Annotated in this window: 17 protein-coding genes, 3 pseudogenes and 1 riboswitch; of the genes and pseudogenes, 12 read left to right on the top strand and 8 right to left on the bottom strand. The window is 50.9% G+C overall.

Annotation, left to right across the window (positions count from 1 at the left end):
* Window positions 1–292 precede the first annotated feature (292 nt).
* Window positions 293–1,610 (bottom strand): annotated as a pseudogene (locus DXA70_RS07155) (phage/plasmid primase, P4 family).
* Window positions 1,611–2,337: 727 nt separating this feature from the next.
* Window positions 2,338–2,452, top strand: a riboswitch (FMN riboswitch).
* A 151-nt stretch (window positions 2,453–2,603) separates the two neighbouring features.
* Between DXA70_RS07155 and ribD the strand changes: the two are divergent.
* From ribD to DXA70_RS07120, 6 genes are read left to right on the top strand one after another with little or no spacing between them, the layout of a single operon-like run.
* The gene (gene ribD, locus DXA70_RS07145; RefSeq protein ID WP_128118056.1) at window positions 2,604–3,728 is read left to right on the top strand and encodes a bifunctional diaminohydroxyphosphoribosylaminopyrimidine deaminase/5-amino-6-(5-phosphoribosylamino)uracil reductase RibD; all 1,125 of its coding nucleotides are present in this window, start codon (window positions 2,604–2,606) and stop codon (window positions 3,726–3,728) included.
* Window positions 3,692–4,333 (top strand): riboflavin synthase, encoded by a 642-nt coding sequence (locus tag DXA70_RS07140; RefSeq protein ID WP_199522861.1) that lies wholly within the window; start codon window positions 3,692–3,694, stop codon window positions 4,331–4,333. Before ribD ends, DXA70_RS07140 begins: the two co-directional genes overlap by 37 nt.
* Window positions 4,334–4,345: 12 nt before the next feature.
* Window positions 4,346–5,542 carry a bifunctional 3,4-dihydroxy-2-butanone-4-phosphate synthase/GTP cyclohydrolase II gene (locus DXA70_RS07135; protein WP_128118055.1) on the top strand — a complete coding sequence of 399 codons (1,197 nt, stop codon included), beginning with the start codon at window positions 4,346–4,348 and terminating at the stop codon, window positions 5,540–5,542.
* A 21-nt stretch (window positions 5,543–5,563) separates the two neighbouring features.
* Window positions 5,564–6,040, top strand: a complete 477-nt coding sequence (ribE, locus tag DXA70_RS07130) for a 6,7-dimethyl-8-ribityllumazine synthase (RefSeq protein WP_005920573.1) — start codon at window positions 5,564–5,566, stop codon at window positions 6,038–6,040.
* A 20-nt stretch (window positions 6,041–6,060) separates the two neighbouring features.
* Window positions 6,061–6,477, top strand: coding sequence for a response regulator transcription factor (locus DXA70_RS07125; protein WP_128118054.1), 417 nt, complete (start codon window positions 6,061–6,063; stop codon window positions 6,475–6,477).
* Window positions 6,474–6,923, top strand: coding sequence for a low molecular weight protein-tyrosine-phosphatase (locus tag DXA70_RS07120; protein ID WP_128118053.1), 450 nt, complete (start codon window positions 6,474–6,476; stop codon window positions 6,921–6,923). Before DXA70_RS07125 ends, DXA70_RS07120 begins: the two co-directional genes overlap by 4 nt.
* A gap of 356 nt (window positions 6,924–7,279) precedes the next feature.
* Here DXA70_RS07120 and DXA70_RS07115 read toward each other — a convergent pair.
* A pseudogene (locus DXA70_RS07115) lies at window positions 7,280–8,672 on the bottom strand (recombinase family protein); the annotation flags it as partial.
* 230 nt (window positions 8,673–8,902) lie between these two features.
* Here DXA70_RS07115 and DXA70_RS07110 point away from each other — a divergent pair.
* The 6 genes from DXA70_RS07110 to DXA70_RS07085 all read left to right on the top strand — a co-directional run bounded on the left by DXA70_RS07110 (window position 8,903) and on the right by DXA70_RS07085 (window position 17,948).
* Window positions 8,903–11,641, top strand: coding sequence for a type I restriction-modification enzyme R subunit C-terminal domain-containing protein (locus DXA70_RS07110; protein ID WP_128118052.1), 2,739 nt, complete (start codon window positions 8,903–8,905; stop codon window positions 11,639–11,641).
* 9 nt (window positions 11,642–11,650) lie between these two features.
* The gene (locus DXA70_RS07105; protein WP_128118051.1) at window positions 11,651–12,940 is read left to right on the top strand and encodes a restriction endonuclease subunit S; all 1,290 of its coding nucleotides are present in this window, start codon (window positions 11,651–11,653) and stop codon (window positions 12,938–12,940) included.
* Window positions 12,930–14,942 carry an AAA family ATPase gene (locus DXA70_RS07100; protein ID WP_128118050.1) on the top strand — a complete coding sequence of 671 codons (2,013 nt, stop codon included), beginning with the start codon at window positions 12,930–12,932 and terminating at the stop codon, window positions 14,940–14,942. Before DXA70_RS07105 ends, DXA70_RS07100 begins: the two co-directional genes overlap by 11 nt.
* Window positions 14,939–16,441: a class I SAM-dependent DNA methyltransferase gene (locus DXA70_RS07095; RefSeq protein ID WP_128118049.1), complete on the top strand. Its 1,503-nt coding sequence runs from the start codon at window positions 14,939–14,941 to the stop codon at window positions 16,439–16,441. Before DXA70_RS07100 ends, DXA70_RS07095 begins: the two co-directional genes overlap by 4 nt.
* A gap of 6 nt (window positions 16,442–16,447) precedes the next feature.
* Window positions 16,448–17,458: an Abi family protein gene (locus DXA70_RS07090; protein ID WP_128118048.1), complete on the top strand. Its 1,011-nt coding sequence runs from the start codon at window positions 16,448–16,450 to the stop codon at window positions 17,456–17,458.
* A 154-nt stretch (window positions 17,459–17,612) separates the two neighbouring features.
* Window positions 17,613–17,948, top strand: a complete 336-nt coding sequence (locus DXA70_RS07085) for a hypothetical protein (protein WP_243001198.1) — start codon at window positions 17,613–17,615, stop codon at window positions 17,946–17,948.
* 590 nt (window positions 17,949–18,538) lie between these two features.
* Here DXA70_RS07085 and DXA70_RS07065 read toward each other — a convergent pair.
* From DXA70_RS07065 to DXA70_RS07050, 6 genes and pseudogenes are all read right to left on the bottom strand, one after another.
* Entirely contained in the window at window positions 18,539–18,880 is a 342-nt protein-coding gene (locus DXA70_RS07065; RefSeq protein WP_243001202.1) for a PfkB family carbohydrate kinase, read from the bottom strand.
* A gap of 12 nt (window positions 18,881–18,892) precedes the next feature.
* Window positions 18,893–19,363, bottom strand: a complete 471-nt coding sequence (locus DXA70_RS14320; RefSeq protein WP_243001197.1) for a hypothetical protein — start codon at window positions 19,361–19,363, stop codon at window positions 18,893–18,895.
* A gap of 11 nt (window positions 19,364–19,374) precedes the next feature.
* On the bottom strand, window positions 19,375–20,718 hold the full coding sequence (locus DXA70_RS07060; protein ID WP_243001196.1) for an alpha-amylase family protein: 1,344 nt from the start codon (window positions 20,716–20,718) through the stop codon (window positions 19,375–19,377).
* Between the two features lie 6 nt (window positions 20,719–20,724).
* Window positions 20,725–22,206 (bottom strand): alpha-galactosidase, encoded by a 1,482-nt coding sequence (locus tag DXA70_RS07055; RefSeq protein ID WP_347553518.1) that lies wholly within the window; start codon window positions 22,204–22,206, stop codon window positions 20,725–20,727.
* Window positions 22,186–22,847: pseudogene (locus DXA70_RS15400) on the bottom strand (glycoside hydrolase family 36 N-terminal domain-containing protein); the annotation flags it as partial. The gene DXA70_RS07055 and the pseudogene DXA70_RS15400, both read right to left, overlap by 21 nt.
* Window positions 22,848–23,091: 244 nt before the next feature.
* Window positions 23,092–23,928 carry a carbohydrate ABC transporter permease gene (locus DXA70_RS07050; protein WP_128118047.1) on the bottom strand — a complete coding sequence of 279 codons (837 nt, stop codon included), beginning with the start codon at window positions 23,926–23,928 and terminating at the stop codon, window positions 23,092–23,094.
* Window positions 23,929–23,930 lie beyond the last annotated feature (2 nt).

Below are 23,930 nucleotides of genomic sequence, written 5' to 3'. Positions count from 1 at the left end.
GACCAACTGATTTTGCCTGTTCCCAAAATGGTAACAGGCAGATAGACGGTCTGATAACGGCCATCCCACCCTGATTCCCATTTTGGGGAATTGGGTAGGCGCTGGTAAGTGCCTTTTCCCGTCACTTACCACTCTTGGCAAACTGTCAACCTGACACTTTGCCAACACCCCCCTATAAAGGAGAACTTTGGCGTTTTGCTGCGTACGTGCGTACGCAACAGGCAGCTTTCTCTGTACGCACGTACGCAGCGAAAGATCGAAAACGCACCATATAGGGGGGATCAAAAGCGGGTCATGCCCGCCAGCCATTGGGGGTGAGGTCGGGCTGCACAAGGGCTTCGATGCCCACAAAGCCCCGGACACGCCGCCCGGACGAGTTGACGATGTTGTTGGTGGATTCCAGATTATACCTGCGCTGGTTGGCAATCAGCGCATCGCTGAACCCTCGTGCCTTGATCGCATTCAGGCTGTTCTCCTCGCACCACATCTTGTAGACCTCATACAGCTCTTTCGAGCTGGTACAGGCATCCGCCTTCAGGCGGATGTAGCCCTCGGATTCGAGGAAATCGAACACATTGTTGTTGTCCCGCTTCACCAGTTCCCGGTTGCGCTTGGCACGGTCACTCTCGGTGAACTGGAAGCCATTCTTCACCAGCCGCTGCAAGCCCTCAAATGCCCACAGCAGGATGCCCTCAACCTCTGCCGCCATCTTCTCGGCAATGTCCGGGTCGTCCACACGGGACAGGGGCTTGTCCTTGGTGGTCAGGATGAGCTGACGGCGGTAGAAACCGTCCGAGCGGTCATACAATGCCTGCAGATCGCCGTTGCTGAACGCCAGCAGGCGGGCGTACATCCAGCCCTGATAGCTCTGCTTGCCCTTGCGCTCCAAATCCATCTGCCCTGTGCGGTCACGATGGACTTGACATAGTTGGTCTGACGCAGGGCTTCCATCCGCATATCATCGTCCACGCAGAGCAGGGTGTGCTCCAAATCGGCACGGGCAAAGCGGTTCTCCGAGATTTTGCCGATGCTGCCATCCTTCATATTGCAGCCGAACAGCCGGGACAGCACCACGCCGATTGGCGATTTTCCCTCACCGCCGCTGCCCTTAATGACCATCATGCGCTGCCCCTTGTTGCTGGGGATCAGGCAGTAGCCGATGAACTCCTGCACTGTGGGAATGTCCTCCGGGTAAAGCAGATCGGACAGGAACTGCAGCCAGTGGACAGGCTGTGGAGCTTTCGGGTCATATTTGACCGGGAGTCGGTTGCGGACGATCTCCGGCTTGCCCTCCTGAAAGGTGCCGTCCAGATACAGGGTGCCGTTTGCCAGTGCGATGCGGTCAGTGACAGGCGGGAAGTCCTCCACCTGTGCCGCCAGCTCAGCACATCCACCACATTGGTGACCTTCTTGGCAAGGTTCGCCCCGACGTATTCACGCATCATCTCGAAGATCTCACACCGCAGGGGCATGTGGTCCACCATTCTGCCGTCCGGGGTGAAAAATGCGCCATTCGAGTAAAGCAGTTGGTGGGTGCTCAGAAAATCGTCACAAAACAGGGATTCGTTGAAAAAGCCTTTCTTGAACCATGCAGGGGTAAAATTACTCATAGGCATTCCGTCCTTTCATTGGCGTTACGGAAAACGATGTGCTCATTTTGAGTACATCGCTTTACTCCGCAACTGAGAAATCAACGTTCTGCCGTTCTCCCTGCATAGATTTCCTGCCCCCTTCCGGCGGCGTTTTCCGGCTCTCCCACTGGGGGGTCATCGCCGAGTATCCCATGCAGACGGTCATGCGGTTTTCAAGGTCCAACGGGCAAAACGGCAACAAAAAAGCCGTCACAAAAACAGACCAGCCCTGCCTTCGCTTTTTCTGGAAGGTCATGCTAGTCGGTTATGTAACGGCTGAAAGCCAAGATGTTCAGCCCCGCAGGGTCTGAACGAATATGTAAAAATATGTTATATTCAATTGTTGGGATAGATTACCACAAAAATCGAGCCGTGTCAACGCGAACTTGTCGGGGCGAGGCCCCTCCATCTTGCTGCGCAAGACCGTTCTGTCGCTTAAAAGCCCCACTGGGGCTTTCATTGCTCCGCTACGCTTCGCAAACGCGAACTTTTGAGAACACGCTGATTTCGGCAGCTTGCAAGAAAAAGAAAGGGAAACTTTGGCAAAAAGAGAGAAACAGAGGGCATCAAACCTCTTGACAAGGCAACAACAGCCAAAAAGTTTCATTCCCACCCTCAAACCATCTTCATCCCGGTTTCGTCCCGGTTTGCAGAATGCCCTTGCAATCCGAAAGAAGCCGTGCTATAATGCCGCTGTAATTGAATCATAAATCTTCAGGGCAGGGTGCAATTCCCTACCGGTGGTACAGCCCACGAGCCGTAAGGCATGATTCGGTGAAACTCCGAAGCCGACAGTACAGTCTGGATGAAAGAAGATATCAAGTGCAGAACCCGTACGGTCCTGCGCTTGTGGAGGCTGCTCTGGGATGCGTTTGCATTCTGGAGCTTTCTTTTTTGCACAAGGATCCCTTGTGTTTTTTCGGCTTGCCCTGAACGTTTTTGTTCAGGGCTTTTTCTTTTGGAGGCAACACGATGAACGACAAAGACTATATGCGTCTGGCTTTGCAGCTTGCAAAAAAGGGCTGCGGGTGGACATCGCCCAACCCGATGGTGGGTGCCGTGGTCGTAAAAGAGGGCAGGATCATCGGACAGGGCTGGCACCAGAAATACGGTCAGGCTCATGCGGAGCGCAATGCGCTGGCATCCTGCACCGAAGATCCGCAGGGAGCGACCATGTATGTGACATTGGAGCCGTGCTGCCATTACGGAAAGCAGCCGCCCTGCGTGGATGCGATTCTGGACGCGGGCATTCACCGGGTGGTCGTGGGTTCCGCTGACCCGAATCCGCTGGTAGCCGGAAAAGGAATTGCAATCCTGCGCGCACACGGCATAGATGTGACCGAAAATGTTCTGCAAGAGGAATGCGATGCGCTGAACAAGGTGTTCTTCCACTATATCACCACAAAACGCCCCTTCGTTTCCATGAAATACGCCATGACGATGGACGGAAAAATCGCCACGTACACAGGCGCTTCCAAATGGATCACCGGGGAAATTGCCCGGACTCATGTTCAACGGCAGCGACACCGATTCCGCGGCATTATGGTGGGAGTCGGAACCATTCTGGCAGATGACCCGCTGCTGACCTGCCGGATAGAGGGTGGCCGTGATCCCGTCCGGATCATCTGTGATACACATTTGCGGACACCGCTGCAATCACAGGTAGTCACGACCGCCAAACGGGTCCCCACCATTCTTGCGACCTGCTGCGGCGACCCAGAGAAGCAGGCGGCATATCAACAGACCGGGTGCCGAGTCCTTTGTCTGGAAGAGCAATGCGGTCATGTGAATCTTCCGCAACTGATGGAACAGCTGGGGCAGGAGCAGATCGACAGCATTCTGCTGGAAGGCGGCGGAACCTTGAACTGGTCTGCACTGGAAAGCGGCATCGTGCAGCAGGTACAGGCTTACATCGCCCCGAAGCTGTTCGGAGGTAGGGATGCCAAAGCACCCATTGAGGGTGCAGGTGTTTCGTTTCCGGATGCTGCATTCCGCCTGAAGAACAGCCGATTGGAACAGCTTGGCGAAGATTTCCTGATCGAAAGTGAGGTGGAGTACCCGTGTTTACCGGAATCGTGGAAGAAGTCGGAACAATAAAATCCATCAATCGGGGACAGCATTCCGCCGTACTGACTGTTCGTGCAAAAACGGTTCTGGAAGAAACCAGGATCGGCGACAGCATCGCCGTCAACGGCATCTGCCTGACCGTCAGGCAGCTCTTCCCGGATAGCTTTGCTGCGGATGTCATGCACGAGACCTTGAACCGCTCTGCGCTTGCGCAGCTCACCGTTGGAAGTGCTGTCAATCTGGAACGTGCCATGCCGGCCAACGGACGTTTTGGCGGACACATCGTAGCAGGCCATGTGGATGGCGTCGGACGCATTGCTAATATCCGAAAAGACGATACGGCCATCTGGTACACCATTCATGCAGATTCTGCGATCCTTCGCTATGTCGTTGAAAAAGGCTCTATCACAATAGACGGTATCAGCCTGACCGTGGCTGCGGTGGAACCTACGGGCTTTTCCGTGTCCACGATACCGCACACCGTCCGTCAGACGAACCTGAACCAACGGCACAAAGGGGATTTTGTCAATTTGGAAACCGATGTTGTCGGAAAATATATCGAGAAGCTGCTTCCATCAGAAGCACCGAAGCAAAACACGCTCACAAAAGAAATGCTGCTGCGCTGCGGCTTTTAAGGAGAGTTTAGGATGAACTTCAATACCATTCCCGAAGCTTTGCAAGATCTGAAACAAGGAAAAATCATTCTGGTAACGGATGACCCCGACCGTGAAAACGAGGGGGACTTCATCTGTGCTGCCGAATTTGCCACCACTGAAAACATCAACTTTATGGCGACCCATGGCAAAGGTCTGATCTGTATGCCGATGTCCGAGGCTTTCGTCCAGAAGCTGCAATTTCCGCAGATGGTGCAGCATAATACCGACAACCATGAAACGGCATTTACTGTGTCCATCGACCACGTTTCTACTTCTACGGGCATTTCTGCCGCAGAGCGTTCCATTACGGCGATGGCTTGTGTGGACGACCACTCAAAAGCAGAAGATTTCCGCAGACCGGGCCATATGTTCCCCCTTCTGGCAAAAAAGAACGGTGTGTTGGAGCGCAACGGTCACACGGAAGCAACCGTTGACCTGTGCCGTCTGGCAGGGCTGAAAGAATGCGGCCTGTGCTGCGAGATCATGCGGGAGGATGGCACGATGATGCGCACCGCTGAACTGGCAAAGCTGGCAGAGCGTTTCCAGATCAAATTCATCACCATCCGTGATTTACAGGAGTACCGCAAGTGTCACGATAAACTGGTCGATCAGGTGACGGCGGTGAACCTGCCCACCAAGTATGGCACCTTCAGAGCTTATGGTTTTGTGAGCCGCCTGAACGGAGAACATCACATTGCACTGGTAAAAGGTGACATTGGCGATGGAAAGGATATTCTGTGCCGCGTCCACTCGGAATGCCTGACAGGAGATACATTTGGCTCTTTGCGTTGTGACTGCGGCCAGCAGCTGGCCGCTGCCATGACACAGATCGAAAAAGAAGGCCGGGGTATCCTGCTCTATATGCGGCAGGAAGGCCGGGGCATCGGTCTGATCAACAAACTGCGTGCCTATGAACTTCAGGAGCAGGGCATGGATACGCTGGAAGCCAATCTCGCTCTGGGGTTCCATGGAGATGAACGGGAGTATTATCTCGGCGCGCAGATCCTCCGGGAACTTGGCGTAAAAAGCCTGCGCCTGCTTACCAATAACCCGGACAAAGTATATCAGCTCTCCGAGTTTGGGCTGGAGATCTCCGAGCGCGTACCCATTCAGATGACGGCGACCCCGTATGACCTGTTTTACCTGAAAACGAAGCAGGCACGGATGGGACATCTTCTGGAATATTAACAACGAAAGAGGTATTTAAAAATGAAAACATTTGAAGGCAAGCTGGTTTCTCAGAACATCAAGGTCGGTATCGTAGCTGCCCGATTCAACGAATTTATCACGTCCAAACTTCTGAGCGGAGCAATGGACGGTCTGCTCCGGCACGATGTGCAAGACGCTGATGTTCATGTTGCATGGGTTCCGGGTGCTTTTGAAATCCCACTGGTTGCCTCTAAAATGGCAAAAAGCGGAAAGTATGATGCTGTGATCTGCCTTGGTGCGGTGATTCGCGGTTCTACCAGCCATTACGACTATGTGTGCAATGAGGTTTCCAAAGGCATTGCCACGGTCTCGCTGGAAAGCGGGGTTCCCGTCCTCTTTGGTGTTCTGACCACCGAAAACATCGAGCAGGCCATCGAGAGGGCAGGCACCAAAGCAGGTAATAAAGGCTATGACTGCGCAGTCAGTGCCATCGAGATGGTAAACCTGCTCCGGGAAATGGATACCGCCGCAGAGTAAAATACACGCAGGAGTTTGCCATGATCGTTATAAAAACCCGACAGCCTGACCCGGAATTAGAGCAGAAGATCCGGATGCTTCTGGAACGAGAGCACATCGAGGCAGAGCAAATATCCATTGATTCATGGGAGAAGTTGGTTCTTCCGGAGCTTACACTGGATGGAATGACCCACGAAGTGTCGTGCAACGGCAGAAAAATCTCCCTTACACGACTGGAGTTCGATTTGCTGCTGATGCTTGCTTCCCACGAAGGACAAATCTTCTCAAAAGAAGAGCTTTTTCGTGCTGTGTGGGGACAAAACTGTAACGACACCTTAAAGGTCGTGGCAAATACCGTTTCCAATCTGCGAAAGAAGCTTGCCGGCTGCGGCAGCTTTATCCGCACTACCCACGGCGGCTATACTTTTGTAAGCCAAAAGGAGAACGACCCGGCATGACCAGAATCTTATTTATTTGTCTCGGAAATATCTGCCGAAGCCCAATGGCAGAGTATGTGATGAAAGACCTTGTATCTAGGGCAGGATTTTCCGAGCAATTTGAAATTGCATCAGCCGCCACCAGTGCATGGGAAATCGGAAATCCGGTCTATCCTCCTGCACGGCAGAAGCTGGCAGAACATGGCATCGACTGTAACGGCAAGACCGCCCGGCAGATGACCCGGCTGGATTATGCACGGTATGATCATCTGATTGGCATGGACGAAAGTAATCTGTGCGACATCCTGCGGCTTGTCGGCGGAGACCCACAGCATAAAGTCTCGCTGCTGATGGCGCATACGGATCATCCCCGTGAAGTGGCAGACCCATGGTTCACGGGAGATTTTGAAGCCACATGGCAGGATATACTGGAAGGATGCACGGCATTGCTTGAGGAACTGCGCTAAATTGGCGTAAATTTTGGCGTATGCCAAATCAGGAGTGTTTGACACTTGCCAACGACAAATTGATTTAACCACAGGAGAAGTTGCCTGTCAGCATAAAATCTCTATACGAAACAAAAAGCGGCAGCTACGTTGTATTTTCACAACATAGCTGCCGCATTTTTGCGTTTGGGGTTCGGTGTACCTACTACACCAATCCGCCTATTCGATTCTTACACCACACCGCTTTGTAAGGCTCCTTTTCGGGAAAACGTCCCAAAATTGGTGTAGTTGTGGTATAGTACCGCAGATGTCGTTTGAAATCTGTTCAAAATTTCATCGTATATTCGACTCATTTTCGCAAATATCTGCTTTTTAGCATCTTCATAGTTAAAGGTTATCAAAACCTTATCATCGTACAGATAAATCGAATTGATGAACGTATCCACCAACGCTTGCCGCTGGTCTTTCAGGCTCATGTCCAACTTGCGGAAGCGCATCAGCCAGAACCGGATGAACTCCTCTGTGACCTTGGGCTTTGCCAGCTTTTCTTCCGCAATGCGGGCTTCAAGCTCACGCTTGGTTTCTTCCAGCTGTTCCAGCCGCTCCTTGGTGGAGCTGGTCAAGATTCCGGCCTGAATCGCATTCAGCATATTCTGGATACCCGATTCCGCATCCCGGAGCTGCTTCTCATAGAGAGGAAGATTAGTGTTCTCCCGGTCTTGCAGCTCCATGACCTTGGCGATGATGGATTCCATGGCGGCATCATCCCGGACAAGTTGCATGGTCTGGTTGACCACAAGATCTTCCAGCCACTGTTTGCGGACGGTTTTCTTTTTGCAGCCCTTGTGCTTTTTGGCAGTGGCACATTTATAATAGCGGTGGACTTCTCCCGTCCGGCTCGTGCCGCTTTCGCCAAACATCAGTGCACCGCAGTAACCACAGTGCAGCTTGGTTGTCAGCAGGTAATCATCCTCTGCCTTTCTCCGGGCAGGGGCTTTCTTGTTTTTCAACATTTTCTTCTGTACATCGTTGAAAAGCTCCGTGGTCACAATGGAGAGAATCGCATCGGGAATCAGGATATCGCGGTATTTCAGTTCTCCAATGTAACGGCGGTTGCTCAGCATATGCTGGATGGTGTTGAAGGTCATCGGGCCACCACGCTGGTTCTTGACGCCCTTTTCGTTCAGCCAATCCCGAATTTCCCGCATGGTCTGACCATCGTTATACCGTTGAAACGTTTCCGCTACGAACGGCGCAGTCAGTGGGTCGATTTCAAAACGGCGGTCGGCATTGATGGTGTAGCCAAAGGGGATAGCACCACCGGTGAACTTACCCTTGAGGGCATTTTCCGTCATGCCACGAATCACTTTCTCTGACAGGTCGGCAGAGTAGTATTCCGCATAGCCCTCCAGCACCGATTCCAGAATGATGCCTTCCGGCCCTTCAGAGATGATTTCCGTTGCCGACATGAGCTTGACACCGTTCTTCTTCAGCTGGGTCTTATACCGTGCGCTGTCGTAGCGGTTCCGGGCAAAGCGGTTGAGTTTCCAGACCAGAACGATGTCAAACAGCTTCTTGTCGCTGCCTTTTATCATCTGCTGAAACTCCGGGCGGTTGTCCGTCTTGGCAGAGACAGCACGGTCAATGTAGTGCTTGACGATGGTGATATCGTTTTTCTCGGCATACGCCGTGCATTCACGTATCTGACCCTCGATGGGATTCTTCACGCTGGTTATCACTGGAATAGCGGGCGTAGATTACGGCGGTCATGGCGGGCACCTCACTTTATACATCATGGAACAGCAGAACGTTCATTTAAAGCGTTGTTTCGTATAATGTATATACCGCAATTCTGGAATAATTGCAAGGTTTCGAGAAAAATAGTCTAAAGTTCAAATGCCTTGGATTTCTGGGGATAAGAGACTTGTAATATTCTGGCTATCTTAGTAAAATAGAGATGTCAGTGATCGTTTGTTTTGAAGTAAGGCAGGTGCGGCATCATGACTCCGGAAGCAAAAGCACGGGAACAAATTGACAAAAAGCTGCAGGAAAGCGGTTGGGTCATTCAGGATATAAAAACACTGAACCTGACTGTTGCGCTTGGGGTGGCAGTACGCGAATTTCCGACCAGTACCGGACCTGTGGATTACGCACTGTTCGTTGATGGAATGCCGGTTGGCGTTGCAGAAGCGAAAAAAGATGAAAAAGGCGAGGTGCTGACCGGCGTTGAGGGGCAGTCTGGTCGGTATGCAAACAGCCGCTTCAAATGGGTCAATCAGGAATACCGGATTCGGTTTGTCTATGAAGCGACCGGAAAATTGGTGCGTTTTACCGACTATGCGGATATAAAATGCCGCTCCAGAGAAATCTTCTCGTTTCATCGTCCAGAAACGCTAAAACGGTGGTTGAATGAATCCGATACCGTTCGCAACAACCTGAAACAGCTTCCGCCACTGGATGAGACCGGGTTCCGCAAATGCCAAATCAAAGCGATTCACGGACTGGATGATTCTTTTGCAAATAACCGGCCGCATGCATTGGTGCAGATGGCAACGGGCGCAGGCAAGACCTTTACGGCAATCACGGCGGCATATCGGCTATTGAAATACGGCAGAATGAACCGCATCCTCTTTCTTGTGGATACACGCAGCCTTGGAGAGCAGGCAGAACGTGAATTTCTGGCATACAAGCCCAATGACGACCCACGGAATTTCTCGGAGTTGTATAACGTCCACCGGTTGAAAAGCTCTTACATTTCTTCGGATGCACAAATCTGCATCAGTACGATCCAGCGGATGTACTCCATCCTCAAAGGGGAAGAACTGGACGAAAAGGCAGAAGAAACACCGTTTGCAGAGTATGTCACGGCAGAAAGCAAAGCCCCCAAAGAAGTTGTGTACAATGCCAAAATTCCACCAGAATTTTTTGATTGCATCATCGTAGACGAGTGCCACCGCTCCATTTATAACGTCTGGAGTCAGGTGCTGTCCTATTTTGATGCGTTTATCATCGGTTTGACTGCTACGCCGGATGCCCGGACGATTGGCTACTTCAACCAGAACTTTGTCAGCGAGTACACGCGGGAACAAGCCGTGCTGGATGGCGTTAATGTCGGCGAGGACATCTATCTGATCGAAACCAGTGTCACGAAAAACGGTGCATTCATCATGAAGCAGATGATCGAGCACCGCGACCGCCTGACCCGCGAAAAGCGGTGGGCACAGATGGACGAGGATGTATTTTATACCCAGTCTCAGCTGGATAAAAATATCGTGAATCCAAGTCAGATTCGGGCAGTGATTCGCACGTTCAAAGAGAAGCTTTATACCGAACTGTTCCCGCACCGCAAAGAAGTGCCCAAGACCCTGATTTTTGCCAAGACGGACAGCCATGCAGACGATATCGTGCAGATCGTCCGGGAAGAGTTTGACGAAGGCAACGACTTCTGCCGGAAAATCACATACAGTGTTCAGAATGCAGAGGCTGTCCTCAGCTCGTTCCGTAACGATTATTACCCTCGCATTGCGGTCACGGTGGATATGATCGCCACCGGAACAGATGTGAAGCCCATTGAATGTCTGCTTTTTATGCGGGATGTGCGCAGCCGGAATTACTTTGAGCAGATGAAAGGCCGAGGAACGCGTGTTCTGAGCAAAGACGACCTGCAAAAAGTAACGCCTTCTGCCACGGAAAACAAAGACCATTTTGTAATCGTGGATGCAGTGGGTGTAACAGAATCCAAAAAGACTGAGACCCGCACACTGGAACGGAAGCCCACCGTTTCCATGAAGGAACTGATGATGAACATCGCACTTGGCGCACGGGATGAGGACACGCTGACCTCGCTTGCAAACCGTGTGATTCGTCTCAGCTGCAAAATGGAGCGGAGCGAACACAAGCAGTTCCGGGAGACGGTTGGAAAGTCAGCCGAGCAGGTAGCTGAAGATTTATTGAACGCCTTTGATGAGGATATTATCTATGCCAAAGCCTGCGCCGAAAACGGGACATCTGCTCCCACGCCGGAGCAAAGCACCAAGGCGCAGAAAGCACTCATCAAGCAGGCGGTTGAGCCGTTCCAGAAGCCGGAGGTGCGTGACTTTATTGAGAATGTCCGCCGCAGCCACGACCAGATCATCGACAGCGTCAATCTGGATAAAGTTCTGTTTGCCGGGTACTCTGCGAACCGTGAGGAAAATGCCGACCGGGTGATTTCGACCTTCAAGGATTTTATTGAGGAAAACAAGGATGAAATTCTGGCCCTGCGCATCATCTACAACGAGCAATATAAAAATCGTCCGATGGTTCTGAAAAGCCTGACGGAACTGTACCAGAAGCTCTGTGCCAAAGGGGTTACGGTGGAGCGTCTATGGGATTGCTATGCCATCAAACAGCCGGATAAGGTAAAAAAGGGTACATTGGCGCAAATTACCGACTTGATTTCGCTCATTCGCTTCCAGTTGGGGTATGCGGACACCCTTTCCCCTTTCGCCGACCGGGTAAACTACAACTTCAAACAGTGGACCTTCCGCCGCAACACCGGTGCTGTCCATTTTACCGCAGAACAGATGGAATGGCTGCGCCTCATCAAGGAGCATATCATCACATCCCTGAGCATCCTGCCGGAGGATTTGGAGTACACGCCGTTCGACAGCAAAGGCGGCTTGGGTGGGTTCTATCGGGTGTTCGGGGAAAAGTATCAGGAGATTCTGGACGAAATGAATGAGGAATTGGTAGCGTAAGGATTTTATATGACAAAAAACTATGAACTTAAAACTCTAGGCTCTGCTGCAACCTATATAAACGGTAGAGCATTTAAACCCTCCGAATGGGAATCAACCGGTCTGCCGATTGTTCGGATTCAAAATCTAACAGATAAAAATGCAAAATGTCATTACAGTTCTGCTGCTTATGAAGAAAAATACAAGATTCATAACGGTGACCTTTTATTTGCCTGGTCAGCTTCTTTAGGTGCACATATTTGGAACCAAAATGATGCTTGGCTAAATCAACATATTTTTAAAGTAATTCCTAACGACAATATCGATAAGCTCTATCTTTATTACTATTTACAAAAAGTTATTGCTGAACTCTATTTAAAGACCCATGGGTCTGGGATGGTGCATATTACCAAAGGACCATTTATGAATACGTCCATTCCTGTACCCTCATATACAGAACAGTCCCGCATTGTTGCCCACATTGAAGAACTTTTCTCTGAGCTTGACAAGGCTGTTGGTACACTTAAAACTACAAAAGAGCAGTTAGAGGTATATCGACAGGCAGTCTTAAAGGCAGCATTTGAGGGGAAATATACCAAATGGTGGAGAAAAAATCATAATGTTTCGGCAAATGAAGAATATTGTGAACTGCGAAAAGAAAATCAAGTATTCAAGGATACATCAGGTGATGAAAACGAACTTTCACTAAATATTCCAGATGAGTGGATGAAAGTGAGACTTGGAGAAATTTTTGATGTAGAAGTTGGAGCCACGCCTAGCAGACAACACGCTGAATATTGGAATGGTTCTATTCCTTGGGTCAGCAGCGGTGAGGTGCGCTTTACCACAATCAACAAAACGCGCGAAATGATTACTGATATCGGATTAAAAAATGCTTCCACCAATCTTCAGCCTATCGGAACTGTCCTACTTGCAATGATTGGAGAGGGCAAAACGCGTGGACAGTCTGCCATTCTTAATATTCCTGCGGCGCATAACCAAAACACGGCAGCGATATTGGTTTCAAAGACTTTATGTCAGCCTAAATATATTTATTATTTCTTGCAGTTAAATTATGAAAATACTCGCCGTGTTGGTTCTGGCAACAATCAAAAAGCACTCAATAAAGAACGAGTGAGAGCTATTCGGGTTCCGTTTGCACCCATTGCGGAGCAATCCATTATTGTAAAAGAGATAGAAAAGCGTCTTTCTATCTGTGAAAATATCGAACAAACGGTTAATACCGCGCTTGCACAGGCGGATGCAATGCGGCAGAGTATTTTGAAACAGACGTTTGAAGGAAAAAAAGATGTATATTGAAAAGCTAGCGTATAAAAACGTAGGACCCGTACAGGATGTGAGAATCGATTTTCCATTCAACAACAATGGAACACCAAAACCTGTAATTCTTGTTGGTGAAAACGGCACAGGAAAGTCAACCATCCTGTCAAACATCGTTGACTCATTTTATGAAATGGCACAGCAATATTTTACAAATGCCACAACACCAATGGAAAGTGGCGGACATAATTTTTTTAAGACGATCCTGCCTGACGAAATTCATTCAGGAACGTCATATATGTATTCGTTCCTTTTGTATAACTGTAAGGAATCTCCGGATGAAGAACCTCCTATTTACTTATGTAAGTCTGGCAATGTTACAATTAATGATATTAAAGAACAAAACAATATCAATATTTCATCCATATCCGGAGATGTACAAGGAAACGAGAAAGTTTTGAATGCATCGTCCAAACAAGTCGAAACAATATGGAAAGAAAATGTGATTTGTTATTTTGGGCCAGACAGATATGAGCAACCCGTATGGCTTGGGGATTCCTATTATATAGCTTTGGATTATTTGCACCCAAAAGTTGAGGATCGATTTAATGGACGCCTTGAAAACCCTATTGCAGTTCACAATGTGACAAATTTGAATCTACAATGGTTGCTTGATGTAATTGCTGATTCTCGTGGAGATATTATAGGTGAATGGGATTCATTATCATTGGCTCATGTTTCTACCGCGAACCTTTTGTTAATGCGACAAGCAAGAGAAAATCTCGAAAAAATACTTAGCGTAATAATTGGAAAGGACGTTTACTTCCGTTTGAATTTCCGAAGTTTATATGGTTCAAGATTTCACATTGTACAAAGAGAAAATGACGATATAATATGTCCTACTTTAGACTCTTTATCAACCGGACAGATTGCTCTTTTCAATATGTTTGCAACAATTATTCATTATGCAGATAATAACGATATCACAAAAAGCATTCACTTAGACGAAATCACCGGAATTGTAGTGATTGATGAAATCGAACTTCATTTGCACAGTAAACTGCAAAAAGAAGTGCTTCCAAAATTGATTGCAATGTTTCCTAAAATCCAGTTTATTATAACTTCACATTCGCCTTTGTTCTTACTTGGAATGAGAGAAACATTAGGTGAAGATGCTTTTGACGTTTACGAAATGCCGAAAGGTCAAAAAATCAATGTCGAGTGTTTTTCTGAATTTTTGCGTGCGTATAATTATATTAAGCAGACACAAAAATTCAATAGTGATATTCAAGAACTTGCTCGTACTATTCCCACCGAAGGAAAACCACTTATCATCACCGAAGGCAGCACAGATTGGAAACACATAAAAACTGCATTTGCAGTTCTATCGAAAGATAGCCAGTATAATGACTTATTTACTGACTTAGAATTTGAGTTTTTAGAATATGAACCCAAAAACAGTAATACAGATGGTTTGAAACTAGAAATGGGAGATGTAGCTCTTTGTTCTTTGTGTGAAAACGCTGCAAAACTCCCTCATACCAGAAAATATATCTTTGTCGCAGATTGCGATGTAAAAACAACCAACGACAAGCTCGGAAACAAGGGAAAAGAATATAAATATTGGGGGAACAATACATATTCCTTAACACTTCCAATACCTCAAAATAGGCAGAATACTCCAGGAATTTGCATTGAACATTATTATTCAGATACTGAAATCAAAACAGAAGTGGATTTTGGTGGAGTAAAACGGCGTTTATACATTGGGAATGAATTTAACACCGCTGGCCATAATATGACGCTAGGTGTATACTGTGAAAAAAAGAATTCATGCGGACCTGAAAGTATTGCAATTATTGAAGGCACAAGTAAAGAACGTGTTTTTAGCTTCAATGACAATGAACGTTCAACAAATCTTGCACTGCCTAAAATGAAATTTGCTGAATATGTAAGTCAGCATCCGAATGAATTTTCTTTTAGTAACTTTATAGAATTTTTTAAAATACTTAAACAAATCATCTTAGAGGAATCTGAATGAGTGAACAATCCACTAATATCGTCTCCAAAGTATGGGGACTTTGCAATCCGCTGCGGGATGACGGCGTATCATACGGCGATTATCTCGAACAGCTTACTTACCTGATCTTTTTGAAAATGTCCGATGAATATTCCCGCCCGCCTTATAAGCGGGAAACCGGTATCCCAAAGGGGTATTCGTGGGCAGATATGAACACCCTCAAGGGTGCGGAACTGGAAAACCAGTACCGTGCTACGCTGGAGCGGCTGGGCGAAGAAGGCGGCATCCTCGGACAGATTTTTAAGGGCGCTGTCAATAAAATCAGCAATGTTTCCATCCTGTACCGTGTGGTGCAGATGATCGACAAGGAAAAATGGGTCTCCATGTCCTCTGATGTGAAAGGCGAGATTTACGAAGGATTGCTGCAAAAGAATGCAGAGGACGTAAAAAGCGGCGCAGGACAGTATTTTACCCCTCGCCCGCTCATCAAGGCAATGGTCGCCTGCTTGCGCCCGGAACCCAATAAGACCATTGCTGACCCTTGTTGCGGCAGCGGCGGCTTTTTCCTTGCGGCACAGGCATTCCTTGCAGACCCAAACAACTATGCGCTTGATCGCCCTCAGAAAGAGTTTTTGAAGAACGAAACGTTTTACGGTACGGAGCTTGTGGTTGCGACGTTCAAGCTCTGCCTGATGAATCTGTACCTGCATAACATCGGCGACCTGTATGGAAAAGTTCCGGTTACGCGCGGGGATGCCCTGTTGTCGGACCCCGGATATCGCGTGGATTATGTGCTGACGAACCCGCCGTTTGGTAAGAAGTCTTCGATTACTTTTACCAACGAGGGAGACGAAACCGAGGAGGAAGAAAAAGAAGACCTTGTTTATAACCGACAGGACTTCTGGACAACAAGCTCCAACAAGCAGCTGAATTTTATCCAGCATATCAATACGATTCTCAAACCCACCGGAAAGGCTGCAGTTGTTGTGCCGGACAACGTACTGTTTGAGGGTGGTGCGGGAGAGATCATCCGAAAAAAGCTGCTGGAAACGACCGACTTGCACACGATCCTGCGCCTGCCGACCGGCATCTTCTATAAACCGGGCGTCAAGGCAAACGTGATCTTCTTTGATAAGCGTCCCGCCAGTCCGGAACGCCAGACGAAAGAAGTCTGGATCTACGATTTTCGCACAAATGTTCATTTCACTCTGCGTCAGCATCCGATGACGGACGCTGATTTGCAGGATTTTATCAAGTGCTACCACCCGGAAAACCGCCACGAACGCACAGAAACATGGTCGCCTGAAAACCCGGAGGGCCGTTGGCGCAAATTCTCCTTAGAGGAGATTTTGGAACGGGATAAAACCAGTCTTGATATTTTCTGGCTGAAGGATAAGTCTCTTGCTGATTTGGATAATCTTCCCGAACCGGATGAGCTTGCGGCAGACATTATTGAAAATCTGCAAAGCGCGCTGGAGAGTTTTCAGGAATTGATGAGTCAGCTGAAAAAGAACGATTGATGGGATGTGGGCAAGATCGAAAATTTCAGGAATAAGCCAAAGAAAACAGCGGTAGAACTGGTGCAGATGCTCCGGGACGAAAAGGGAATCCAGTTTAATATCATGTCAGAAGAACAGGCCGTTGAATATTTTTCACGGCGAAACAATTATTTGCGGACAGCTTCCTATCGCAAAAACTATCCGAAGCACATTGCCGGTCCGAATGAGGGTAAGTACATCAATCTCGAATTTGCATATTTAACGGAACTTTCTACGTTGGACTTCTACCTGCGCGAAATCCTGCTGGAAATGTGTATTGATGTAGAGCACGATTTGAAAGTCTCGCTTTTGCGCGAACTGGAGGCTGATTCAGACGAGGACGGCTATGCGCTTGTCCGGGATTTTCTTGCGCAAAATCCAGAAATCTTATCTTCTATCGAACGAAAAACCGATGCATCTTTTACGGGAGAACTGATTGAAAAGTACTTCGGAGTCTGTTCAGTATTCTCCGCTCAGGGAACACAGTCGTATCTTACAACGCGAATCTATTCCGTTGATTGCCCGATATGGGTTCTGGAAGAGCTGATCGGTTTTGGAGAATTTCTGCGATTGTACCACTTTTATGCCGAACGGAATCCGCAGTTCAAGCCGCTGATGAATCAACGTGTTCTGAACCCAGTCAAAAGTCTGCGCAATGCTTGTGCACATAATAACTGCCTTCTGAATGTACTCTCTCGGACAAGCACGACAAAACCATCGCCTGAAGTTTCGGCATTTGTCGCCTCCTTTGACAACATTTCAGCAGGTGAACGCCGCAGCAAGCTGACAAGCCGCCCGATGTTTGAAATCGTCTGTTTACTGTACGCTTATACAAAAATTGTAAGCCCTTCTGTCAAAAAGCGGCGGATGGCGCAACTATCAGAGCTGATTCGTGGCCGTTTGCAAAAGCATATGGACTACTTTGACGGTCCAACAGGAAATAAATTGGTCGCAACATCTTTTGATTTTTTGAAAAAAGTTGTTGACAATCTGATTTGATACGCATATAATGTATCTGATATTAAAAAGATTTATCTTTTGTGCAGGGGCCGTCACTGACGTCGCCTGCATTTTCTTTTGTACAGGATCCTATGTTGCCCGCTCAGAAAAGTTCATGAAGGGTGTGGATATCCTGGAGCAGATGATACCCGGTATGCAGGAGAAAATCCTGTCCGGGCAGTTCAAAGTCCGTGATGCCGATATGCACCGCCTCGCCAGAGCCGATTTTCCGAATCGCAAGCAGATCGTGCACGAGATTCTGCACCCGGAGGACCGCTCTGCTCCGCAGAAACGCATCTACGGAATCAACTATTCTGCACTGGAAGCTGCCGTCCGGCGAATCCAGCAGGATGTTGATTTCCTGATGAAGTATCTCCCCAAGGTGCCTGATGATGCCTATGTGAAAGTGGAGACCACGAAGATTCTCAAACAGCACAAAGCATATATGGCACAGTTTGAAGAAATGCTGAACGATGAAAAATTCGCATAACGACAGGCACTTGTAAGCCATCAACGAGCCACCAGCCGCAAGTGCAGGGCGGAAACCATCTGCGCCCTTGCGCCTGATAAAAATTGGAACTTTGATTTTCTCGCCCGGCTTTGCCACGGTGGGACGATCAAAGGAGCGTGCGTTTGAACAAAAAGAAAAAGTCCACAAACACTTCCCCTTACCCTGATGAAGTCATTGACCGTCTAGCACGGGCATTCTACCCGGCCATCCTTGCCTGCTGGAACAGCGAGGAAGGCCAACGGTCACTTGTCGGGGCGAGGCCCCTCCATCTTGCTTGCGCAAGACCGTTCGGTCGCTTAAAAGCCCCACTGGGGCTTTCATTGCTCCGCTGCGCTGCGCAAACGCGAGCTTGCCGCGTGGCAGGCGGAGCAGGCTCATCATATCCCCGGCAAAGAAAAACAGAGCGTTCCCGATGGGGAACGCCCTGTTGTACATATCGCTATCGTATGTGGATTTTGGCAGGGTGCGTCTTTCGGGGCGCACCCTGTTTTTGTTTTGCCTTTAATTTTCTAACCCATGGTTTCCGGCCACCAGCTGTATGATTTGCTACAGGTTGGTGGCCGGTTCTGTTATTTTTCGATTTCTTCCAATGCAGGCATGGCAGGGATCGCACCGTGGCGGCTGGTGGTGATGCTGGCAGCTTTATTGGCAAAGGCCAGAATGCTTTCCAGTTTGTCCACCGTCAGGGTGTCCAGCTCCTCCTTGCAGAGTTTGGACAGAGCCGCCCCAAAGAAGGTATCGCCTGCGCCGTTGGTGTCGCCCACCTTGCAGGGGACGCCTGCCACATGACCAGTTTTCTCTCCAAAGCGGTAGAATACGCCGTTTGCACCCAAGGTGACAAAAATCAGCCGGATGCCGTTCTGGGCAAGCTGGGCTGTGCCGCTTTCGCAGTCGGTGGTGCCGGTGAGCAGGGGCAGCTCCTTTCAGCGGTGCACCAACAGTGCCTGATAGGGTTCCAGCTCCACATCCGCCAACCAGACCGGCTTGCCGTCGGCGGTCTTATACTCGCCGCCCAGAGCGTCCAGACTTGCCCCTGCCGGGTACTCGGTAAAGTTGAACAGTCCCACCAGCGTTTCCTCGCCGCGCTTGCGTACCAGCGCCAGCACGCCGGGGTTGTGGCTGTCCCATGTGGTCACCCACGCCTCCGGGGCAAAGCAGGGGTCTGCCCGCATTTTGCGCAGCTGCTCCATGCCCTGCCACAGCTGATTTTGCAGCGTGCCTTTTTGGGTGCGCTGCTTTGCATCCTCCCAGTTGAATTTGCTGCGGTGCAGATTGCGGCTGTCCTCCACACGGTCGGGGTCGTTTTTGTAGTCCCAGCCGTTGCGCTGGGCAATCTCGTCACCGCAGTTCAGCATGGGGAAGCCCTGCAAAAAGGCCATGGCAGTGTGCAGCAAAAGGTCACGCTTTACGGCGTAGCCAGTGCGGTTTTGTCGCCTTTTTCCAGTGCCTGTTCGATACCGCACAGGCTGGCAGTGGTGCCGCAGCTGCGGGCATCGCCGGTGGCAGGGTCGTAGTTGTACAGTTCGCCCTTTGCCCAGCTTCCGGGGAAGTTGCCCTCGTAGAAGTGGTACAGGTATTCCTTGTGCTTCTGCGGGTCGATGCCAAGCCGGTTTTCCACCGCTTCATCCAGACCCCAGCCGATATCATCGTGGCAGCGCAGATAGTTCACGAACCAGCAGTTGTCCGGCAGGGCGTGCAGGGCATCCAACTGCGCTTTCAGCAGCCGGGTGTCCCGGCTGGCAAGGGCGCTCCACAGGTTGACCATGGTGGACACGTTGTAGAGCATGTGGCATTCCGGTTTTTCGGGCGTGCCGAAGTAGGCCGCCAGCTCTCTGGGAGCCATGACCACCTCGCCCTTGAGGACCACCGCCGGGCAGACCACTTCCAGAACCATGCGCAGCATCCGCACGATGGTGTGCACCTGCGGCAGATTGCGGCAGTTTGTGCCCAGCTGTTTCCAGATGTAGGGCACGGCATCAATGCGGAACACTTCCACACCGAGATTTGCCAGATGCAGGATGCTCTTGGTCATGTCCACGAACACCGCCGGGTTTGCGTAGTTCAGGTCCCACTGGTAGTCGTGGAAGGTGGTCAGCACCCACTTGTGCATCTCCTCGCACCATGTAAAGTTGCCGGGTGCGGTGTTGGGGAACACCTGCGGCACGGTCTGCTCGTACTGGTCGGGGATGGTGCGGTCCTCGTAGAGGTGGTAATAGGCCTGAAACCACGGGTCGCCCGCCTTTGCAGCCATCGCCCAGCGGTGGGTGCTGGCGGTGTGGTTCATGACAAAATCCAGACACAGGCTGATGCCGGCCTTGCGCAGCTCCCGGGTCAGATTTTCGAGGTCTTTGTTCGTGCCGAGAGCCGGGTCTACGGTGTCGAAATCCTCCACCGCATAGCCGCCATCGTTGTGGGGGTGGGGCATCTGCAGCAGGGGCATCAGGTGCAGATAGGTCAGCTTCTGTTCTTTCAGGTAGGGCAGCTTCTTTGCCAGTTCTTTCAAATTTCCGGCAAAGAAGTCGGTGTACATGGTCATGCCGAACATATTGCCCCGCTTGTACCACTCCGGGTCGGCAGTACGGGCCTTGTCCAGTGCTTTCAGCTCTGCGCTGCGGGCGTTGTAGGCTTGTGCCATCTCCCGCTTCAGAACTTCCAGCCCTTCCCGGTTGTGGTACAGTTCCATGAACAGCCATTCCAGCTCGTCCTTATGGCGGGCAAAGCGGGTGGAAAATGCAGTTTGATCCTTCATATTCCTTTATCCTTTTCGTGTAAGATGAAGCTGCACGCTGGGGTAATCGCCAAACAGCTGCGGCAGGACAAGCCCCGCATACAGCAGCGTGCTGCCGCTGAACCGCATCCCCTTGTGAATGCCATCTTCTATGGCTTTGCCTCCGTCGCGGTCATACTGAGAGCCGAAATAGTCGATGCCATCCAGCTCATACACAGCGTCTTCTTCCAGCCCACGGAAGCACAGGTGGATGGGCAAGGGATTCGCCTGCGGATGGGTCACCACCAGATTCAGCAGTGCCTCGCTGCCGTCCTCTGCGGCAAACTGCCATGCCGTGAAATAGGCGTTTTCTGCCGGGTCGGTCAGCCGGTAATAATCGCCGGTGCGGATCAGGTCGTTCAGCCGCTTGAACCGCTTGATCTGGTTTTTCACTGCGGTGCACTCGGTACGCTTCAATTTGCCCAGATCCAGCTCGTAGCCAAAGGTGCCGCTCATCGCCACCACGGCGCGGGTGTCGATGGGGGTCGTGCGGCCGGTCTGGTGGTTGGGGCAGGCAGAAACATGGGCACCCATGGTGCAGACCGGATAGCCAAAGGAGGTGCCGTGCTGGATCGTCAGCCGTTCAATGGCATCCGTATCATCACTGCACCAGATCTGGGGATAGTAGCACAGCATTCCGGCATCAAAGCGTCCGCCGCCGCCTGCGCAGCCCTCGAACAGCACCTCCGGGAAGCCCTGCGTCAGCCGCTCTGCCAGCGCATAAACGCCCAGCATATAGCGGTGCATGATCTCGCCCTGCTGCTCGGCAGGGAAAGCACGGCTGTACACATCGCTCATGCTGCGGTTCATATCCCACTTGATATACTCAATGTGATGCTCCCGCAGCAGCTTACCGATCGCTTCTGTCAGATAGTCCACCACCTCCGGGCGGGAGAGATCCAGCACCAGCTGGTTGCGCCCCATGGCGGGCTTGCGTCCGGGCAGGGTCAGTGCCCAGTCCGGGTGGGTGCGGTACAGCCGGGAGTTCTCGTTGACCATTTCCGGCTCGATCCACAGGCCGAATTTCATGCCCAGCGCATGGATCTGCTCGATGAGTGGGTCCAGTCCGCCGGGCAGCTTTTCGCAGTTCACGATCCAGTCGCCCAGACCCTGATTGTCGTCATTCCGGGTGCCGAACCAGCCATCGTCCAGCACCATCATCTCCACGCCGAGAGAGGCCGCTTTTTCAGCGATCTTTACGATCTTTTCGGTGTTGAAATCAAAATAGGTGGCCTCCCAGTTGTTGATCAGCACCGGGCGGCGCTTGTCCTTCCATGGGCCGCGGCAGATGTTGCGCCGCAAAAAGCGGTGGTACTGCTGGGAAAGCGGGGTCAGGCCCTCTGCCGCAAAGGAGAGGATCACCTCCGGGGTGTCAAAGGTCTCGCCCGGCTTCAGGTTCCACGCAAAGCGTTCCTCCTGAATGCCGCTCACTACCCGGACAAGCCCGGTCTGAGAGCGTTCCACGTCCATCTGGTAGCTGCCGGAATAGACCATCATCACACCGTAGCAGGCACCGCTGGTCTCCGTTGCATCCCGCTGGCAGAGGATCAGGAAGGGATTGTTGTGGTGGCTGGAGCTGCCCCGCACCGAAGAAATGGTCTGGATATTGGTGCCCACAGCTTCCCGCTCCAGCTGCCGTTCCATGGCGTGTCTGCCGTGGAAATGCAGCAGATCCCATCTGCCAAAGGGCAGATCCAGACAGGCAGATGCCGCCTTGTCCAGCCGCAGCGTGGCATCGCGTGGTTTGTCAGCCGCGCCGCACGGGTGATGACATCCTGCTGTGCAAACACGCCATACAGCAGCTCCAGCGTCAGACCGGTGACCTCGTCCTGCATTCGGACGATCAGGGTCTCGGCATCGTTTTCCTCTGCGTGGGCACAGGGCAGACCGGTCAGCTGATATTTGCCCGCCTCCACCGTGTGGCTCACATAGGTAAAGTCTGCGCCAAAGGCACCACGGCTGTCAGCCACCGTCAGGCAGGACAGACGGAAATCGCCCACGTTGCAGCCGGTATACTCCTGCGGGAGCAGATCCGGGGAAATGCCCCGGTGGGTGCGGTAAGCGTAGTAATCCGGCGAGAATCCCCGGTCTGTGCGGGGATACAGCTGCATCAGATCGCCTGTACCGATTTTTTTACCATAATACAGGTGCAGAAGATGTCCCAGCGCATCCACCTTCATGTGGTAGCTGGTATGGGCGGTCTCCAATACAAAAATGCGGGAGTCAGAATCAAATCGAATGCTCATTGGTTCAACACCTCAAAGAATTATTTCCAACAAAAATGCCGACAGGCAGGCGGTCGTATTGGAACGGCTACCCGCCTGTCGGCTATGATGAAGGAGAAATGTGAATTGCTTATTTACCGCCGGTCATGGCAATGCCCTGAATAAACTGCTTTTGGAAGATCAGGTACAGGATCACCATGGGGATCATGGCCAGCAGGCTGCCTGCCATCAGCACCGGGAAGTTGGTGGTGTACTGACCGTTCAGGGTAGAAAGGCCGGCAGACAGGGTCATCATGTTCAAATCGGTGTTGCAGATCAGCGGCCACATCAGGTCGGCATAAGCGAACACCGCCGTAAAGATGGCCAGTGCCGCCATGCTGGGGCCGGTCAGCGGCAGCATGACCTTGACGAAGGTCTGCCACTTGTTGCAGCCGTCCAGATACGCCGCCTCTGCGATCTCGTTGGGGATGCCCAGATACGCCTGCCGCAAAAAGAAGGTGCCGAAGGCGCTGACCAGACCGGGGAACACCAGCGCGAAAATGGAGTTGGTGGCACCCATCTTTGCCAGCATCTGGTACTGCGGGATAATGAAGATCTGGCTTGGCAGCATCATCTGCATCAGCACCAGACTGAACAGCAGCTTTTTGCAGGGGAATTCCAGCTTGGCAAAGGCATAGCCTGCCATGGAGCTGAACACCACCGCAAAGATCACACGGAACAGGATCAACAGACCCGTATTGATGTAGAGGTTGGTAAAGGGCAGGCTCTGCAATGCCTTGACAAAGCTGTCCAGATTCCAATGGGAGGGCAGGATCTGCGGCGGGATCGCCATAGACTCCGCCTGCGTCTTGAAGCTGGTGAGCACCATCCATACAAAGGGGAAGATCATGCTGATGCTGCCGAGGATCAAGACCAGATAGGTAAAGAACGTTACGACATTCTTTCTGGTTTTCAGACTGGCATTCATAG

The sequence above is a fragment of the Faecalibacterium sp. OF04-11AC genome, assembly GCF_003460645.1.
In the GTDB taxonomy this organism is placed as follows: Bacteria; Bacillota; Clostridia; order Oscillospirales; family Ruminococcaceae; genus Faecalibacterium; species Faecalibacterium prausnitzii_I.
This window is presented reverse-complemented; position numbering and strand designations above follow the sequence as displayed.

Bases quoted from the DNA above. Each gene is read 5' to 3' on its own strand.
- ribD (WP_128118056.1), top strand. From the start codon at position 2,604: ATGAACGACAAAGACTATATGCGTCTGGCTTTGCAGCTTGCAAAAAAG.
- DXA70_RS07135 (WP_128118055.1), top strand. From the start codon at position 4,346: ATGAACTTCAATACCATTCCCGAAGCTTTGCAAGATCTGAAACAAGGA.
- ribE (WP_005920573.1), top strand. From the start codon at position 5,564: ATGAAAACATTTGAAGGCAAGCTGGTTTCTCAGAACATCAAGGTCGGT.
- DXA70_RS07125 (WP_128118054.1), top strand. From the start codon at position 6,061: ATGATCGTTATAAAAACCCGACAGCCTGACCCGGAATTAGAGCAGAAG.
- DXA70_RS07120 (WP_128118053.1), top strand. From the start codon at position 6,474: ATGACCAGAATCTTATTTATTTGTCTCGGAAATATCTGCCGAAGCCCA.
- DXA70_RS07110 (WP_128118052.1), top strand. From the start codon at position 8,903: ATGACTCCGGAAGCAAAAGCACGGGAACAAATTGACAAAAAGCTGCAG.
- DXA70_RS07105 (WP_128118051.1), top strand. From the start codon at position 11,651: ATGACAAAAAACTATGAACTTAAAACTCTAGGCTCTGCTGCAACCTAT.
- DXA70_RS07100 (WP_128118050.1), top strand. From the start codon at position 12,930: ATGTATATTGAAAAGCTAGCGTATAAAAACGTAGGACCCGTACAGGAT.
- DXA70_RS07095 (WP_128118049.1), top strand. From the start codon at position 14,939: ATGAGTGAACAATCCACTAATATCGTCTCCAAAGTATGGGGACTTTGC.
- DXA70_RS07085 (WP_243001198.1), top strand. From the start codon at position 17,613: ATGCAGGAGAAAATCCTGTCCGGGCAGTTCAAAGTCCGTGATGCCGAT.
- DXA70_RS07060 (WP_243001196.1), bottom strand. From the start codon at position 20,718: ATGAAGGATCAAACTGCATTTTCCACCCGCTTTGCCCGCCATAAGGAC.
- DXA70_RS07055 (WP_347553518.1), bottom strand. From the start codon at position 22,206: ATGGACGTGGAACGCTCTCAGACCGGGCTTGTCCGGGTAGTGAGCGGC.
- DXA70_RS07050 (WP_128118047.1), bottom strand. From the start codon at position 23,928: ATGAATGCCAGTCTGAAAACCAGAAAGAATGTCGTAACGTTCTTTACC.